Source organism: Phaeodactylibacter xiamenensis, from assembly GCF_965229835.1.
GTDB lineage: Bacteria > Bacteroidota > Bacteroidia > Chitinophagales > Saprospiraceae > Phaeodactylibacter > Phaeodactylibacter xiamenensis.
Genome location: NZ_OZ245931.1, coordinates 5,522,625 through 5,538,069 on the forward strand (window position 1 = coordinate 5,522,625; position 15,445 = coordinate 5,538,069).

Annotated in this window: 9 protein-coding genes; all 9 read left to right on the forward strand. The window is 53.3% G+C overall.

Annotated features, from left to right (window positions below; genetic code table 11):
- The 9 genes from ACO08I_RS21030 to ACO08I_RS21070 all read left to right on the forward strand — a co-directional run bounded on the left by ACO08I_RS21030 (position 1) and on the right by ACO08I_RS21070 (position 15,444).
- Complete coding sequence (locus ACO08I_RS21030; RefSeq protein ID WP_282775655.1) at positions 1 to 1,197, forward strand: CapA family protein; 1,197 nt, start codon at positions 1 to 3, stop codon at positions 1,195 to 1,197.
- Between the two features lie 8 nt (positions 1,198 to 1,205).
- Positions 1,206 to 2,015, forward strand: coding sequence for an alpha/beta fold hydrolase (locus ACO08I_RS21035; RefSeq protein ID WP_282775654.1), 810 nt, complete (start codon positions 1,206 to 1,208; stop codon positions 2,013 to 2,015).
- A 355-nt stretch (positions 2,016 to 2,370) separates the two neighbouring features.
- Positions 2,371 to 3,435, forward strand: coding sequence for a DUF3667 domain-containing protein (locus ACO08I_RS21040; protein WP_421946983.1), 1,065 nt, complete (start codon positions 2,371 to 2,373; stop codon positions 3,433 to 3,435).
- Between the two features lie 41 nt (positions 3,436 to 3,476).
- The gene (gene gatB / locus ACO08I_RS21045) at positions 3,477 to 4,922 is read left to right on the forward strand and encodes an Asp-tRNA(Asn)/Glu-tRNA(Gln) amidotransferase subunit GatB (protein WP_421946984.1); all 1,446 of its coding nucleotides are present in this window, start codon (positions 3,477 to 3,479) and stop codon (positions 4,920 to 4,922) included.
- Between the two features lie 45 nt (positions 4,923 to 4,967).
- The gene (locus ACO08I_RS21050; RefSeq protein ID WP_421946985.1) at positions 4,968 to 5,324 is read left to right on the forward strand and encodes a MerR family transcriptional regulator; all 357 of its coding nucleotides are present in this window, start codon (positions 4,968 to 4,970) and stop codon (positions 5,322 to 5,324) included.
- A gap of 26 nt (positions 5,325 to 5,350) precedes the next feature.
- Entirely contained in the window at positions 5,351 to 6,889 is a 1,539-nt protein-coding gene (locus tag ACO08I_RS21055) for an MFS transporter (protein WP_421946986.1), read from the forward strand.
- 163 nt (positions 6,890 to 7,052) lie between these two features.
- Positions 7,053 to 11,231, forward strand: a complete 4,179-nt coding sequence (locus ACO08I_RS21060) for a two-component regulator propeller domain-containing protein (protein WP_282783079.1) — start codon at positions 7,053 to 7,055, stop codon at positions 11,229 to 11,231.
- Positions 11,232 to 11,421: 190 nt separating this feature from the next.
- Complete coding sequence (locus tag ACO08I_RS21065; protein ID WP_282783081.1) at positions 11,422 to 13,692, forward strand: family 16 glycosylhydrolase; 2,271 nt, start codon at positions 11,422 to 11,424, stop codon at positions 13,690 to 13,692.
- 150 nt (positions 13,693 to 13,842) lie between these two features.
- A complete protein-coding gene (locus ACO08I_RS21070; RefSeq protein ID WP_282783082.1) occupies positions 13,843 to 15,444 on the forward strand; it encodes a hypothetical protein in 1,602 nt (533 codons plus the stop codon).
- Position 15,445: the final 1 nt, after the last annotated feature.

Here is a 15,445-nt window from a genome sequence, read left to right on the forward strand (position 1 = left end):
ATGGCACGATTATCATCTGGCCGCAAAAAAGGCTTCCGTTCAGGAGGTCTTTTTTGCTTTGCACCACATCAGATTATGACACTGCTCGCTTTTTTGATGCTGAGCAGCTGTCAGGCAGAAGCGAATACGAATGCAGAAAGCAGGGCTACCCTGGCCAAGGTGGTTCAGGATACGATACCGGCGGATACCGCACAGGCTGTGCAGGCACCCGTTGCGCCATCCACCTATACCTTTGTTGGGGTAGGGGATATGATGCTCGGTACCAATTATCCGTCAGCCTCCTATCTGCCCCCACAGGGCGGCGCAACGATGCTGGCGCACGTGGAAGATTTGCTCAGGGATGCAGATGTCACCTTCGGCAACCTGGAGGGCACTATCCTGGATGAGGGCGGCACCGCCAAGCGCTGCAACAACCCGGATGCCTGTTATGTGTTCCGCTCTCCGGAGAGCTACGCGAAGCACTTTCAAAAGGCGGGTTTCGACTTCCTCAGTATTGCCAATAACCACTCCGGCGACTTTGGGCTGACGGGCCGTAATCGCACCAAGGCAGTACTGGATGAGGTGGGTATTGCCTATGCTGGTCTGGCTGGCTCAGACGAGTACGCTATCATTGAGCGGAACGGGCTCAAGGTGGGCATGGCGGCTTTTGCGCCCAACTCAGGCACGGTAAGCATTCACAACTACGCCAAAGCCCGGGAAATCGTGGGCAAACTCGAAGCCGAATGCGATGTGGTCATCGTTTCCTTCCATGGGGGAGCGGAAGGCGCCAAGCATCAGCATGTTCCACGCGCCCGCGAGACCTACTACGGTGAGAACCGCGGCAACGTATACGAATTTGCCCACGCTATGGTGGATGCCGGTGCGGATATCATCTTTGGGCATGGGCCTCATGTGACCCGTGCGATGGAGCTGTACAATGACCGTCTGATTTGCTACAGCCTCGGTAACTTTTGCACCTATGGCCGCTTCAACCTTCGGGGAGAAGCCGGGATTGCCCCTCTGGTGCAAGTCGAGGTGGATGCGGAAGGGAAGTTTGTGGGCGGCAAAGTTACGCCGGTCTACCAAAGCTACAACCACGGCCCTAAAGTAGACGCCCAAAACCGGGCGATCAAGACCCTGCAGCGCCTCAACGCCGCAGACTTCCCCGAGTCGCCTCTGATTCTGGGTGAAGACGGCACGCTGAGCAAAAAACAATAATGCCCGGTATGGAAAACCTGCCCCTGTCTGATGGCAGCCGGCTGGCCTATGACTGGCAGCCCGATGGAGACGGTGCCCCGCTGGTCTTCCTCAACGGGATTCTGATGAACCTGCGGTCATGGAAGGGGCAATCGGGCCCGCTTTCCAAAATATATCCCTGCCTGTTGCATGACTTCCGGGGGCAATTGTACAGCAGTAAAGTGTTTCCGGAAGACTGGTCAATGGCAGGCCACCTTGCCGACTTAAAGGCTTTGCTGGATGCATTGGAGCTGGAGCGCTGCCATCTTATTGGAACGTCCTACGGAGGCGAGGTAGGGCTACTGTTTGCGAAAGCCTTTCCGGAGCGGGTGCAGTCCCTTTCTGTTATTGCATCCGTGCCCTGGTCTGATGCGCTGCTTAAGCGTCAGGTCCGGCTTTGGCGCGACCTGGCTGAGGTGGACCGCGGATTGCTCTACGATGCTGTGGCAACCTGTTCTTACAGTGGGGATTTTTTAGAACGTACCGGCACCTTTTTCGATAGCCGGAAGGCGGAATTTGGTAAGTTGCCGGACGACTTTTTTACCAGCTTTGTGCGCTTGTGCGATGCCTTTTTGGGCTTTCACATGTCGCCGGAGTCGCTCGGCGCGATTTCCTGCCCGACTTTACTCATCGGAGCCGGTAGCGATGTGCTCAAGACCCCGGCCTACAGCCGCATCATGGAAGCGCATATCCCCAACGCCACCTACACGGAAATTCCCGGGGCAGGGCATGCCGTTGTCATTGAGCAGCCGAAAACAGTGACCGGATATTTGAAGGCCTTCATCGAAAAGCATGCCTGATTCTGGGAGGGATTGCCTATTTTTATTGTGGGTTAAGCCTCCGGGCGAATATCTATCGTTCCCCGTGCTGGCTGTCAACGCTAGTAGGCGACCACTTTGTTGGGTGCCAGATCGTATCAAAATCGAATATTTTCGTATCAAATCGTATCAGGCATGTGAGGTGATCGTATCTTTATGGCATTAAAGAGAGAGTATATAATTTCCAATTAACTCTAGACTGGAATCTTTTAAGAGTAATCAGCCAAATTTGATAGATTTGATGCATCCTGGTCATCCATTGAGCTTAGATTCAATAAAATAAAACAAATCCGGCACGTTACGTAGCCGGGGCCGTTAAGTGTATAACCACCTTGCCATGTCTCAACGATACTGCCCCAACTGTTACTACCCGCTACCGGAGCATGGGGAGTACTGTAGTCATTGCAGTCAGAAATACACCGATGGGAAGGTGACCTTTTGGCAATTGATCGGTGATTTCTTTGAATCCATACTCAATATCGATTCTAAAATCTTCAAGACCCTGGGAGCGCTTTTTATTCCCGGTAAGCTTACCGAAGCCTACTTCCGGGGGCAGCAGAAACGCTATGTGCCGCCCACCCGTTTGTTTTTTGTAATGGCGGTGATCCACTTTGCGGTACTGGGCTACCTGGCGTTTGGGCAGCTGGAAGATCAGATGGACGATATGGCCAATGAGACGCGGTATGAGGCCTTTTACAGTGATTTCCGCACCGACCTGGATACTGTACGGGCAAACCTGGAAGCCCAATACGCTCAAGTGCCGCAGCTAAAGGAGGCTTTAGATACCCTGGAGGCTAAGCTGGAAGACCCTCGCAAAGACAGTTTTAATCTGGTATATTTTACCAATAGTAATAAATTCGGGACTTTCGAATCCGTTAATCTACCCGTTTCCAAGCAGGATTTGATTGAAGTGCCGCTGGATAGCCTGCCGGGCGCTTATGGTGTGGAAGGGTTTTGGCATCAATTGCAGGTTCGGCAAATTGCCAAGCTCAACCGGGAAGGCGGCGATTTTACCCGTTTTGCACTGGGTAAGCTGATCTGGATGGTGGCGCTGATGATGCCCGCGCTTGCCCTGATCCTGAAGCTGCTCTACATCCGGCGGGGGCACTACTATGTGGAGCACCTGGTCTTTAGTTTTCATTACCATGCTTTTGCCTTCCTTCTGGTATCGTTGTTATTGATGCTGGCCTATTGGTTTCCGGGCTATTTTGAGTCCGGTGAAGTAGCCATTCCACTGGGGATGCTGGGTATCATGCTATACTTGTACAAGGCCATGCGGCGGTTTTACCGGCAGGGCAGGATCAAGACCTTTACCAAGTTTTGTATTATCAATTTCGCTTATCTGACGTTATTTACTTTCTTCCTAATCCTTACTGCAGTGCTGACGACTTTGACGTTCTGAGCTTACCGTCGTACATTTACAGGCAAAGAATCCGTCTAGATATGCCTTACGATCAGTACGAGACCGTCATCGGTCTGGAAGTCCACGTACAACTGGATACCGCAAGCAAAGCTTTCTGCGGAGACGCCACCGCCTTTGGGGCGCCTGCGAATACGCACATCAGCCCTGTTTCCCTGGGGCATCCCGGCACCCTGCCCCGTCTAAATAAAAAGCAGGTGGAATACGCCATCAAACTTGGGCTTGCGCTGGGCTCCAAGATCAATATGGTCAATGCCTTTGACCGCAAGAACTACTTCTATGCCGATTTGCCGAAAGGCTATCAGATCACGCAGGACCGCAAGCCCATTTGTATAGGCGGGCAATTGAAGATTACGACGGAAGCCGGAGAGAAGGCCATCCGCATCCACCACATCCACATGGAGGAAGATGCCGGCAAGTCCATACACGAAACCGATGGACCCTATTCTCAGATTGACCTCAACCGGGCCGGCGTGCCTTTGCTGGAAATCGTCTCGGAGCCTGATCTACGTTCCGCAGAAGAAGTGGATGCCTACATGACCGCGATGCGGCAGTTGGTGCGCTATCTTGGGGTATCGGATGGGAATATGGAACAAGGCTCTCTGCGCTGTGATGTGAATGTCTCGGTGCGCCCAAAGGGGCAGCAGGCATTTGGGGAGCGCTGTGAGATTAAGAACCTCAACTCCATGCGCTATGCCCGCCGTGCCATCCAATACGAAGTGAAGCGGCAGATTGACCTGATCGAAAGCGGAGGCGAAGTGCGGCAGGAAACCCTGAATTTTGATCCGGATACAGGGCGGACTTCCCCCCTGAGGGACAAGGAAAATGCGCACGACTATCGCTACTTCCCGGAGCCTGACCTGCCACCCATCATAGTGGATGCCGATGACCTGAGGCGCTATCATCAGGAGCTGCCTGCTTTGCCCTGGCAGCTGCGGGAACGCCTGTCTGAGAAGTACGGGCTTCCGGCTTACGATGTCAACCTGCTCACGGAGGAACAACAGCCTGCCCTCTTTTTCCTGGAACTGGCGCAGCACACCGATTTGTACAAGGCTGCTGCCAATCTGATGATCAACAAGGTATTGCCTTACTGCAATGAAGCCGGTATTGAGCTGTCGGCTTTCCCACTCGGCGTTGATCAACTGGCCCGCCTGCTGGCACTGATAGAAGAAGGCAAGGTGTCGAATACCGCAGCCTATCAGCAATTGTTCCCGGCGATGCTGGAATCTCCTGAAACAGCGCCCCTTGAGCTGGCCCAATCCCTCAACCTCCTCCAAAACTCCGATGCCAACGCCCTGGAAGGCATTATCGATCAGGTGATCGCCGGCAATCCGGACGAGGCAGCCCGTTATAGAAAAGGCAAAAAGGCATTGATTGGCTTCTTTATGGGAGAGGTGATGAAAGCCTCCCGCGGCAAGGCCGATCCCAAGATGACGAATCAGTTGCTGCGGGAAAAGCTGAGTAAGTAAAGCTTTTTTCTTACCTTGAAACGGTGACTTTGTTAAACGACTTCCATGAAAAAGCTGCCCATTTTTGATGATCCGGACCACATGAAGCGCTACTACACTATCGGTGAAGTGGCGGAGCTGTTTGAGGTGACGAAGTCATTGATCCGGTTTTGGGAAGGGGAGTTTGATTTTCTGAAGCCGCACAAGAACAGTAAAGGCGAGCGCCGTTTTACACCCCAAAACCTGGAGCAGTTGCAGCTGATCTATGAGCTGGTTAAGGAACGAGGCTTCACCATTGATGGCGCCCGGCAGGAAATCCGCCGCCACCTGAAGAGGGAGGAAGAAAAAGCAGAGATGATCAAGCGGTTGAAACGAGTGCGCAAAGGGCTGAAAGGCATACTGGAATCCCTGCCCAAGGCTTAAAACAGCAACCAACGAACAAAAAACATATGGCATCAACAACCACACCGGCAGCTAAGGGCCTTTCCAAACCCCGCCTAACCTTCTGGCAAATCTGGAACATGAGCTTCGGCTTCCTGGGCATCCAATTTGGATTTGCGCTTCAGAATGCGAACACCAGCCGGATTTTTGAAACGCTTGGGGCTGATGTAGAGCAGATTCCCATCCTCTGGATTGCGGCACCGCTTACCGGGCTTTTGGTACAGCCTGTTGTAGGGTACTTCAGCGACCGTACCTGGCATCCGACCTTGGGGCGCCGCCGGCCTTACTTCCTCGTTGGTGCTATTCTGGCCTCCATTGCCTTATGCTTTATGCCCAATTCGCCAACCCTGTGGGCGGCAGCCGGTATGTTGTGGATCATGGACGCTTCCATCAACATCAGCATGGAGCCTTTCCGGGCGTTTGTGGGGGACAACCTGCCTTCAGAGCAGCGCACCACCGGTTTCGCGATGCAGAGCTTTTTCATCGGGACTGGTGCGGTCATTGCCTCCATGCTGCCCTGGGTGCTGACCAATTGGTTCGGAGTGAGCAATATTGCCGCTGAGGGTGAAATTGCCGATTCCGTAAAGTGGTCCTTCTACCTGGGCGCTATGGTCTTCCTGTTGGCCGTACTGTGGACGGTCTTCCGCTCCCATGAATACCCGCCGGAGCAGCTGAAACAGTTTGACGATACCGGAGAAGACGAAGTGCCTATCGAAGCGCTTTCGTCGGGCGAACTGCAGCAGCGGGGCGGTATGATGAACCGGGCGGGCGGCATTGCGGCGGGTCTGGGTATTATTTCGGTTATCGGTTTGGTACAGGCTGATTTGAACAAAGAGCTATATGTCCTGGCGGCCATGCTGGTAGCCGTGGGCTTGCTTTGGCTGGCTGCCGGTGGGATGATGCGTAAGGGCAATTACCAGAACGGCTTCGTGACCATCATGAGTGACCTGCTGCGTATGCCCACCGCTATGAAACAATTGGCGGTCGTGCAGTTTTTCTCCTGGTTTGCCCTGTTCTCCATGTGGATTTACACCACCTCGGCTGTGACCCGCCACATTTACGGCGCTACCGATGCGACCTCCGCAGCCTACAATGAAGGCGCAGACTGGGTAAGTTTGCTGTTTGCCGTCTACAATGGTATTGCTGCGGTAGTAGCCATTGGACTGCCCTGGCTTGCCAAACGCACCAGCCGGCGCTTCACGCATATGGTCTGTCTGGTGATTGGCGGGCTCAGCCTCATTTCCATTTACTTTCTGGGCAACCCGGACCTGCTCCTGCTGCCTATGATCGGTATTGGTATTGCCTGGGCGAGCATTTTGTCGATGCCCTACGCTATGCTGGCTGGTGCCCTGCCTGCCGACAAGATGGGCTACTACATGGGGGTTTTCAATTTCTTCATTGTCATTCCGCAGATTGTGGCGGCGACCATCCTCGGCTTTATCGTAGGCTACTTCTTCGACGGGCTGGCGATTTATGCCCTGATTGTGGGTGGGGCGAGTATGATTTTGGCGGGGGTACTGTCGTTGCGGGTGGAGGATGAGGAGTAGGAGGTGTTCATCTGCCTTTGCTTCCTGTGATGCAGGTCAGAATGGGTATTAAAGCTTCTTGTCCAGATAATAAGACTTTCGGTAAACCAACCTTTCCAATTTAAGTAAAAATAGGGCTAAAGGACTTTGTATCTTTGATGTGGATTGGAGTTAAAACACCTTTATGGATTCCACATCATTCAAAACGAGAAACCCCTGTTTATCCATCAAGCTTTGGGTAGCACTCGTTTTGTTGTTTGTCCAAAAGCAAGCGGAGGCTCAGGTACCTTACTCATCAGGAACGAAAGCCCGGGTTTCCATAGAGCACTTTACGCCGGCAAATGGCCTGGCGGCTGATAAAGTCATTTCTGTTGCCCAGGATACTATGGGGTATATCTGGATTGGTACTCAGGAGGGGCTCCATCGTTACGATGGCTATACCCTGCGCCTTTACCAGCATGATCCGGAAGACAGCCGCTCCCTGTCTGATAATACCGTAGAAAAAATTTATGTAGATCAGGTCGGCACCCTATGGGTTGGCACCTGGAATGGCCTAAACCGCTACGATCCCCGAACAGATTCCTTTCATCATTATCATCATGATCCTGAAGACACGACGAGCCTTTCGGGCCTTATGGTAATAGATATGCAGGAGGATGCTCAGGGGCGGCTGTGGGTAGCGATGGGCAAGGGACTGGGTGGTTTGAGCCGCTATGACCCTGAAACGGATGCTTTTGTAAGGTATCTTCCCCGGGCGGAGGACCCTTACAGCCTGACTGCCAACAATCCCAGCCGGCTTTATCTTGACAGGTCCGGTGACTTCTGGATAGGGATGGGGTCTCCCTTTGACTGGGAGCTCAATTATGGTGGGCTGAACCGGTATGACCCGGATCATGATGGCTTTATCCGGTATTTGCACGACCCGGATGATCCATACAGCCTGGCGCACAATGAGATCATCAGCTTGTATGAAGATCAGGCAGGCGTATTTTGGGTAGCTACCTGGGCAGGGGGCGTACAATTTCTGGATCGGAAAACAGATCGTTTTTATCCGGCGGAGGATCATCCGAACGGGCGTCGCCTTTTTGAACAGTCCCTGCGTAATGGGCGAAATAGCCCGGATCCCGGTGGGGTGCGCTTTCTTCATGAAGATACCCATGGGAACCTTTGGATTGGAAATTTTCTGGGTGGGCTGGATTGCTATAACCTCAAGACCGGGGCCATCACCCATTTTAGCCAGGGGGCAGGAGCAAATGGCGGCCTTACTGACCTGGCTGTCTGGTCTCTTTTCGAAGATGCCCAAAAGGGGCTTTGGGTAAGTACCTGGAATGGCCTAAATCATATCCGTCCCCAGCCTGAGGCTTTTGAGGTTATTGGGCATGGTGAGAACGGGCAGCCTAAATTGCATGATCTGCATGTAGAGGCGCTCTTGCTGGATGAACAGGGCCAAATCTGGGCGGGCACCTGGGCCGGGCTGGAGCGTCTCAACAGTGCTAAGGGGGAGCGCCAACTGTTTGAACTCGGGCAGAAATTACCGGACAAGGGTGGGCTGTCCTCAATGGGGCTCTCGCTGCATAAGCCAGGCCCTGGTGAGCTCTGGGTGGGTACCAATGAACGCGGTCTTGTTCAGGTAGACCTTGAGAAGGAGCGTTCTCTTATCCTCGCCAGGCCTGACCCCCAGCTTAGTTTTCCGGTTAATGTTATCCATGAGGATGAGGCGGGTACGATTTGGGTAGGCACCCCAAAAGGGCTTTTTTACTGGGATGCGCAATCAGACCTCACCACAGATCTTCCCCGGCAATTGTCCGCGCCCTTTCAGGAGGTGCTGGACATTGTACCTGACCAGCAGGATATGGTCTGGTTGGGGACGCCCAGCGGATTATTCCGGCTTAATGTTCAGTCCCGTAAGACAGAAGCAGTGCTAACCGGCTATAATATTGAGACTATTTTGAATCTTGGGCCTGATGAGCTATGGCTGGGCTCCAATAGTCTGGGGCTGATAAAGTTTAACGCGGTCACTCAAGACTATACGGTATTCACCAGGGAAGATGGATTGCCGGGGAGCCTGATCCGAAGCCTTATCACCGATCAGGAGGGCCGGTTGTGGATAGCGACGAATAAAGGCATCGCCTGGATGGAGAAAGGTAACACCGTTATCCGGACGTTTAAGCCTACTCAGGCACCGCCCATCTACACGTTTTATCCACAGGCCGCAATTGCTTTGCTCAACGGCAAACTTTTATTTGGAGGGAATGGGGGTATTCTTCAGGTTGATCCCAGCCGGATTTTTGTTGACTCCGTGGCGCCCCGGCCCGTTATCCACAGTTTAGAGATATTTGATCAGATGTTTGAGGTGCGTCCGGGTGCCCACGCCAACCACTACCAGATTGAAGGCAGAGAAGCTATCTTTTCTCACGATGAGAATGACCTTACATTTGAATTCGCCGGGCTGCACTTTGAGCGCCCGGCAGACAATAGCTTCCGGTATAAACTTACGCCCTATGAGACGGAGTGGCGCGCGGTGGGGACACAACGCACCGCCATTTATCCCAACCTGCCGCCCGGACAGTACACCTTCCAGGTGCAGGCCGCTAATCCGGATGGGGTTTGGAGTGCTGAAGCTGCCCGACTGGAGGTTGTTATCCTTGCACCCTGGTGGCGAACGCCTTGGGCCTTCATCGCCTATGGAGTGTTGATCGTGGGTGCCCTTTTTGCGACCGATCGGTTGCAGCGCCGCCGCCTGATCCGTGCGGAACGCGCCCGAGCCCATTTGCGTGAGGTCAACCTGCGGGCTGAGGCTGCCGAGGCTCAGACGTTGCAGCTTCAGGAACTGGACGAAGCCAAGGCGCGGCTCTACGCGAACATCACCCATGAGTTTCGCACCCCGCTGACGGTAATCCTTGGGATGGCCGAGCAGATCCGGGGGCATGGCCAGCAGCGCGAACTGATCCGCCGTAATAGCCAAAACCTCCTCCGCCTGATCAATCAGATGCTGGACCTCTCCAAGCTAGAGTCGGGCAAGCTACAGCTGGACCTGTTGCAGGGTGACATCATCCCTTTCCTTCAGTATCTGACGGAATCCTTCTTCTCCATGGCTGAGGAAAAAGAGATTCGTCTGCTGTTTTATCCCGAAGTTGAGGAATTAGTGATGGACTATGACGAAGCTAAAATCCAGCATATCGTGTACAACCTGCTTTCCAACGCACTGAAGTTCACACCAAAAGAAGGAAAGGTAGTGCTTCACGCGGCCCGGCGAACGGTCAAAGGCCAGGATTCGCTCCAACTCAAGGTGCAGGATACCGGTATTGGGATAGCCGAAGCCCATTTGGCTCATATCTTTGACCGCTTCTACCAGGTAGATACCTCCTCCACACGAAAGGGAGAGGGTACAGGCATTGGCTTGTCTCTCACCCGGGATCTGGTTGGGTTAATGAACGGAGAGATTGCTGTGGTTAGCCAAGCCGGTAAGGGGACCATTTTTACGGTTTGCTTGCCTATTAGCCATCAGGCTCCCCTGATGCCCTATGCGCCCGAAAAGGTCGATCCTACGGTGCCTGTAGGGACACTCCATCCTTCACCGCCTTCGCTGGCAAGCGAAAAGGAAGGGGACCGGCCCATCCTCGTCCTCATCGAAGACAACGCAGACGTGGCCACCTACATCTCGGGCCTGCTGCAGAGCCAGTACCATATTCATATTGAGCGCAATGGACAGACCGGCATAGAGCGGGTACAGGAATTGGTCCCGGATATTGTGATCAGCGACGTTATGATGCCGGAAAAAGATGGTTACGAAGTCTGCGAGCAGCTGAAGCAGGACGAACGGACCAGCCATATCCCGATTATTCTGCTGACTGCCCGTTCAAGTAAAGAGGATCGGCTCGCGGGCCTTCGGGGCGGGGCGGACGCCTATCTGACGAAGCCCTTTGAAAAGGAAGAACTCTTCATCCGGCTGGAAAAACTGCGCGAGCTTCGGCAAGCCCTGAAAGACCGCTATTCCGGCGACAAGCATCTCATCCAGAATATTGCTCAACAACAAGCCCCCAATCCGGATGAGGCCTTCTTGCAAAAGCTTATCCATACCGTCCAGGAGCGCATTGACGATTCCCAACTAGGGGTTAACGACCTCTGCCGGGCTGCCAACCTCAGCAACACCCAGGTCAACCGGAAACTCAAGGCGTTGATGGGAAAGACCCCTAGCCAATTTATCCGGCTCATTCGCCTGCAACGGGCGGCTACACTTTTGGAGAACAGCGATCTCAACGTTTCAGAAGTGGCCTACAACGTAGGTTTCAGTGACCCTAACTACTTCAGCCGGGTTTTTTCAGAGGAATTTGGTTATCCCCCTAGTGATATACGCAAGTAGTTGTTTATCAATTATTTACTTGGTTTTTAAGATGGCCTGTGCAAAATAGGTGCTAAGATTTCCTGTCCTATGGGGAATAAGTGAAGGAGTGCTTTCACTGCACGGCCGATATTGCAGCAAAGCATTTTACTACTCAAATCACACCATCTTTCTTTTCTATCTTCCAAACAACAACTGAGCTATGAACCGCATGGACCGAATAATTAGGTTTTTACTATTCAGCTGTTTATTGACCAGCATCCCCGCGCAGATACAGGCGCAGCCCTGCATGGAACTCATCTGGGCCGACGAATTTGACGGCACGGCCCTGGACACCAATAATTGGAGCTACGACCTCGGAGACGGTTGTCCGGATTTATGTGGCTGGGGAAACAATGAGTGGCAGTTCTATACTGACGCGCCCGAAAACATCAAGGTAGAAAATGGCTTGCTGGTCATTACCGGGCGGGAGGATAGCATTGCTTTTAGTGACTTTACTTCCGCCAAGATCATAAGCCAGGGAAAAGCTGACTTCCGCTACGGCCGCTTTGAGGCCCGGATGAGGCTTCCGCAGGGGCAGGGGGTTTGGCCCGCCTTCTGGATGCTCCCGACCGAATCGGTCTATGGCATCTGGCCCAGAAGTGGGGAAATGGATATCATGGAGATGATCGGAAGCAATCCGGGTCAGCTTGTGGGCAACGTTCATACCGGTATGCCGTACGACAATGAATCTGGATATTATGACCTGCCTGCGGGCCAGATACTGGCCGACAATTTCCACGTCTACGCCATGGAATGGGAGCCGGATTCCATCACATGGTTCATAGATGGTATCCAATACCATCAGCTCACACCCGATGATATTGGCCCCTGGGCGCCTTTCCAGGAAGATTTTTACCTCATCATTAACCTAGCCCTGGGCGGAAACTGGCCGGGAGATGTGGACCCTGCCGTGCTGCCGCAGACCCTGGAGGTGGATTACGTACGGGTGTATAACCGGCCGGATAGAATAAGGATCGAGGGCCAGCAACCCACGGTAGAGGCGGCAGGGCGCTCCTATCAGGCCCCTGACATTGACGGCGCTAATTATAACTGGATAGTACCTGCGGATGCAACCATTACCTCTGGGCAGGGCACTCATGCAATCACCGTGGACTGGGGCTGTACTCCCGGCGATGTTTCCCTCGAGTTACAAACTCCTTGTGACAGCGCGAACCTGGTTTACACCGTGCCCGACTTTGTGACGCCTACTCTATCGGGTCCGGAAACTGTCACTGAGAATCAAATGGGTATTACATACGCCTTTCCGCAAGCAAGTGCTGGCGCCTTTACCTGGGAAGTACCAGCGAGTGCCAGCATTGTCTCCGGACAAGACGGTAACGAGATTGTGGTGGACTGGGGCTGCGATCCGGGAGAAGTGGTCGTCGCTTTCAACAGCACCTGTGGCGAGACCTTCAGCGACACCCTGACCGTAGCGCTGCGGACCTATCCCATGAGCGGCCAATCGTACGTGCCCCCCAATACGAACAACCAGACGTATTCTATTGAGGAGGATGCAGGCGATACCTTTACCTGGTCGATCCCCGCTGATGCGAGCATCCTCTCCGGGCAAGGCACTCCCTCTATACAGGTTGACTTCGGGACGAGTTCCGGCCTCATCAGCGTAGCGGTTGCGACCTCCTGTGGCACCAAGACCTATGAACTTCCGGTTGATATAACGGAATCGTATCTATATGTAGACTTTGATACCCGGGATTTGGAATTCGTTCCGCATAATGATGCTGTATTTGAGGAGGTTCCCAATCCTTCTCCTTCCGGAATCAACATGAGCGACAGCGTTGGCCTGGTGTATAAGCCAGCTATCGCTCCGCGCTGGGCGGGGGTAGAAGCTGACGTGCCGGAAATCCCGCTGGACCTCTATCCTGTGATGACTCGAAAAGTATTTTGCAGCGATACCGGGGCGGTCAGTTTCATGTTGGACGATGTCGACTTGCCCCCGGGTGTGGATAGATACAGAATATTTGTGGAGTATGGTCCTGAGGATGTCAATACCTGGGTTCAACTGGTTTTCGATTTCAGCGGGAGACCTGGCGGCGTCTATGAGCGGCTAAGGTTCACGCATAATCACTGGGGGCCCAGCTACACCAGCGATACCGAATACTGGTATTTTGATGATGTGATGGCCTGGAGTGACCTGAGCACAAGCACCAGCGCGGAAGTCGGCATTACCGAGACCATTACAGTCTATCCTAACCCCTCTTTGGACTGGTTCTACGTAGAGACTAAAGATATCTTTCCGGTGGGCAGCACCTACGATCTGGAGGTGCTGGATGTACAGGGAAGATCTGTGCTCCGGCGGGAGGTCTTCGCTGAGGGGCAGCCGGTAGCGTTGGATTTAAGCACCCAGCCAGCGGGCTTGTATTTCGTGCGCCTGAGCGGGCAGTCGCTCCGCTATGTAAAAGCCATTAGTAAAATGGAATGATCAGATTCCTCCCCATACTGCTGGATTGGCGATTTTGCTTCCTTTTTGCCTTTTGCGAATCCTGTCCAGCTTTTTGAGAAACGGGTGCGAGTGGCTATGCCATCTTTGCAGCTGTACTAAACCTTTATCAAATTAACGAAAAACATCAACATGCGACTACGAGAAAATTTAATCATCGTCTTGTTAGCACTTATTGTTTCCAGTTGCGGTACGCTTAAAGACCAGCGGGCGGAAACACCAGTTAGGGTTCCAGTGCCCACTGAGCAAGAAACGGAGGCAACCGTCAATCCAGGGACTAAGCCGACGGCTGAGCCTGCCGTTGTCCCAGAGGTGACCTATGAAGTTTCCGGCGACACCATCTATGAATATGTGCCGGATATGCACCCGCAGGACATTACGGCGGTCATGAAATGGATAAAGTACGAGGTAGAGAAAGAACGTCTGCCGTACTGCTATCGGCGCAGCTACCCTAGAGGGGTGGGAGAAATTCCAAGCGACTGTGCGAATAGCTCTCTGGAAAAGGATAAAACTGGTGGGCCGGCCGGGCTTTGTTACCCGAAGTGCAATACAGGCTACCATGGTGTGGGGCCCGTATGCTGGCAGGACTGCCCGAGTGGCTTCCGTGACGATGGAGCCTTTTGCGCCAAACCGGCACCTTATGGCCGTGGGGCCGGCCGGCTTCCGGATGTCAAGTGCCCGAAGGGGTTTTGGCAGCGGGGCGTAGGCACTGCAGCTTGGTGTGACAATAGAGCCTTCTGGTTATGGGAGCTTCAAGTTACCAGCGCTACGATTACCTGCAAACGCAATGAAGAGATGAATGGGGGCATGTGCTACCCCAAGTGCAAATCGGGCTATCATGCTGTCGGTTGCTGCGTTTGTTCTCCGGACTGCCCGCCGCACTTAGGCGCCGATATCGGCGTGTCTTGTACCAAGCATTCCTACGGCCGGGGTGTCGGTGAATTGAGCACGTGCCCACCAGGTACTATTCGGGATGAAACGGGCGGGCCTGCCGGGCTGTGCTATCCGAAGTGCAATACAGGTTATCACGGGGTGGGGCCGGTATGTTGGCAAGACTGCGACCCGGGCTGGAAAAACTGTGGCGCTGGCTGTGCCAAAGATGATACGGAATGCGCAAGCTCAACTTTTGACCAAGTGTTCTCAGTGGCCATGGTAGCGGTAAACATTGCTACACTAGGCATGGCCTCTCCTGCCACAGCGAGTACAAAAGCAGCTGGGGAGACCGTGAAGTTTGCCGGTAAAACCCTGACTTCCTCAACGAAGGTAGGAAAGGCCTTAATCTCTGCGGTGAACAAAATGGACAAGGTAGTCGAAACGGGCAAAAAGGGCGTTACAGTAGTAAAAAAAGCCTACAACTCCAAAAACGGGAAGCTGGCTAGAGAAACTTACAGCACAGTAAAGGATGCACACGAAGTGACGCAAGCGGTATACACCTCCGCTATGGATTTCTACACAGCGTACGCAGAGGATTTCTCAGAGGTGACTAGCACTGCAATTAATAAAAAAATTGACGATAATTTCCATCCAGCCACGGCACGATACCTCAAGGCCTATTGGGCCAATATCCAGTTGGCCGAAATGGCTTCTACCAATCAGTTGACCATAGCACAGGATGTGCTAAGCATAGTGTCTATCGTAGACGTTACCGGTCTTACTGGCGTAGTCAGCGCATTCACCAAACCGGTCTGCGGCGAATTTGTCTCTTGGCCCGATTTTGGCGATAAATACAAATGAG

Coding starts and splice junctions, on each gene's coding strand:
- ACO08I_RS21030 (WP_282775655.1), top strand. CDS start 1: ATGGCACGATTATCATCTGGCCGCAAAAAAGGCTTCCGTTCAGGAGGT.
- ACO08I_RS21035 (WP_282775654.1), top strand. CDS start 1,206: ATGGAAAACCTGCCCCTGTCTGATGGCAGCCGGCTGGCCTATGACTGG.
- ACO08I_RS21040 (WP_421946983.1), top strand. CDS start 2,371: ATGTCTCAACGATACTGCCCCAACTGTTACTACCCGCTACCGGAGCAT.
- gatB (WP_421946984.1), top strand. CDS start 3,477: ATGCCTTACGATCAGTACGAGACCGTCATCGGTCTGGAAGTCCACGTA.
- ACO08I_RS21050 (WP_421946985.1), top strand. CDS start 4,968: ATGAAAAAGCTGCCCATTTTTGATGATCCGGACCACATGAAGCGCTAC.
- ACO08I_RS21055 (WP_421946986.1), top strand. CDS start 5,351: ATGGCATCAACAACCACACCGGCAGCTAAGGGCCTTTCCAAACCCCGC.
- ACO08I_RS21060 (WP_282783079.1), top strand. CDS start 7,053: ATGGATTCCACATCATTCAAAACGAGAAACCCCTGTTTATCCATCAAG.
- ACO08I_RS21065 (WP_282783081.1), top strand. CDS start 11,422: ATGGACCGAATAATTAGGTTTTTACTATTCAGCTGTTTATTGACCAGC.
- ACO08I_RS21070 (WP_282783082.1), top strand. CDS start 13,843: ATGCGACTACGAGAAAATTTAATCATCGTCTTGTTAGCACTTATTGTT.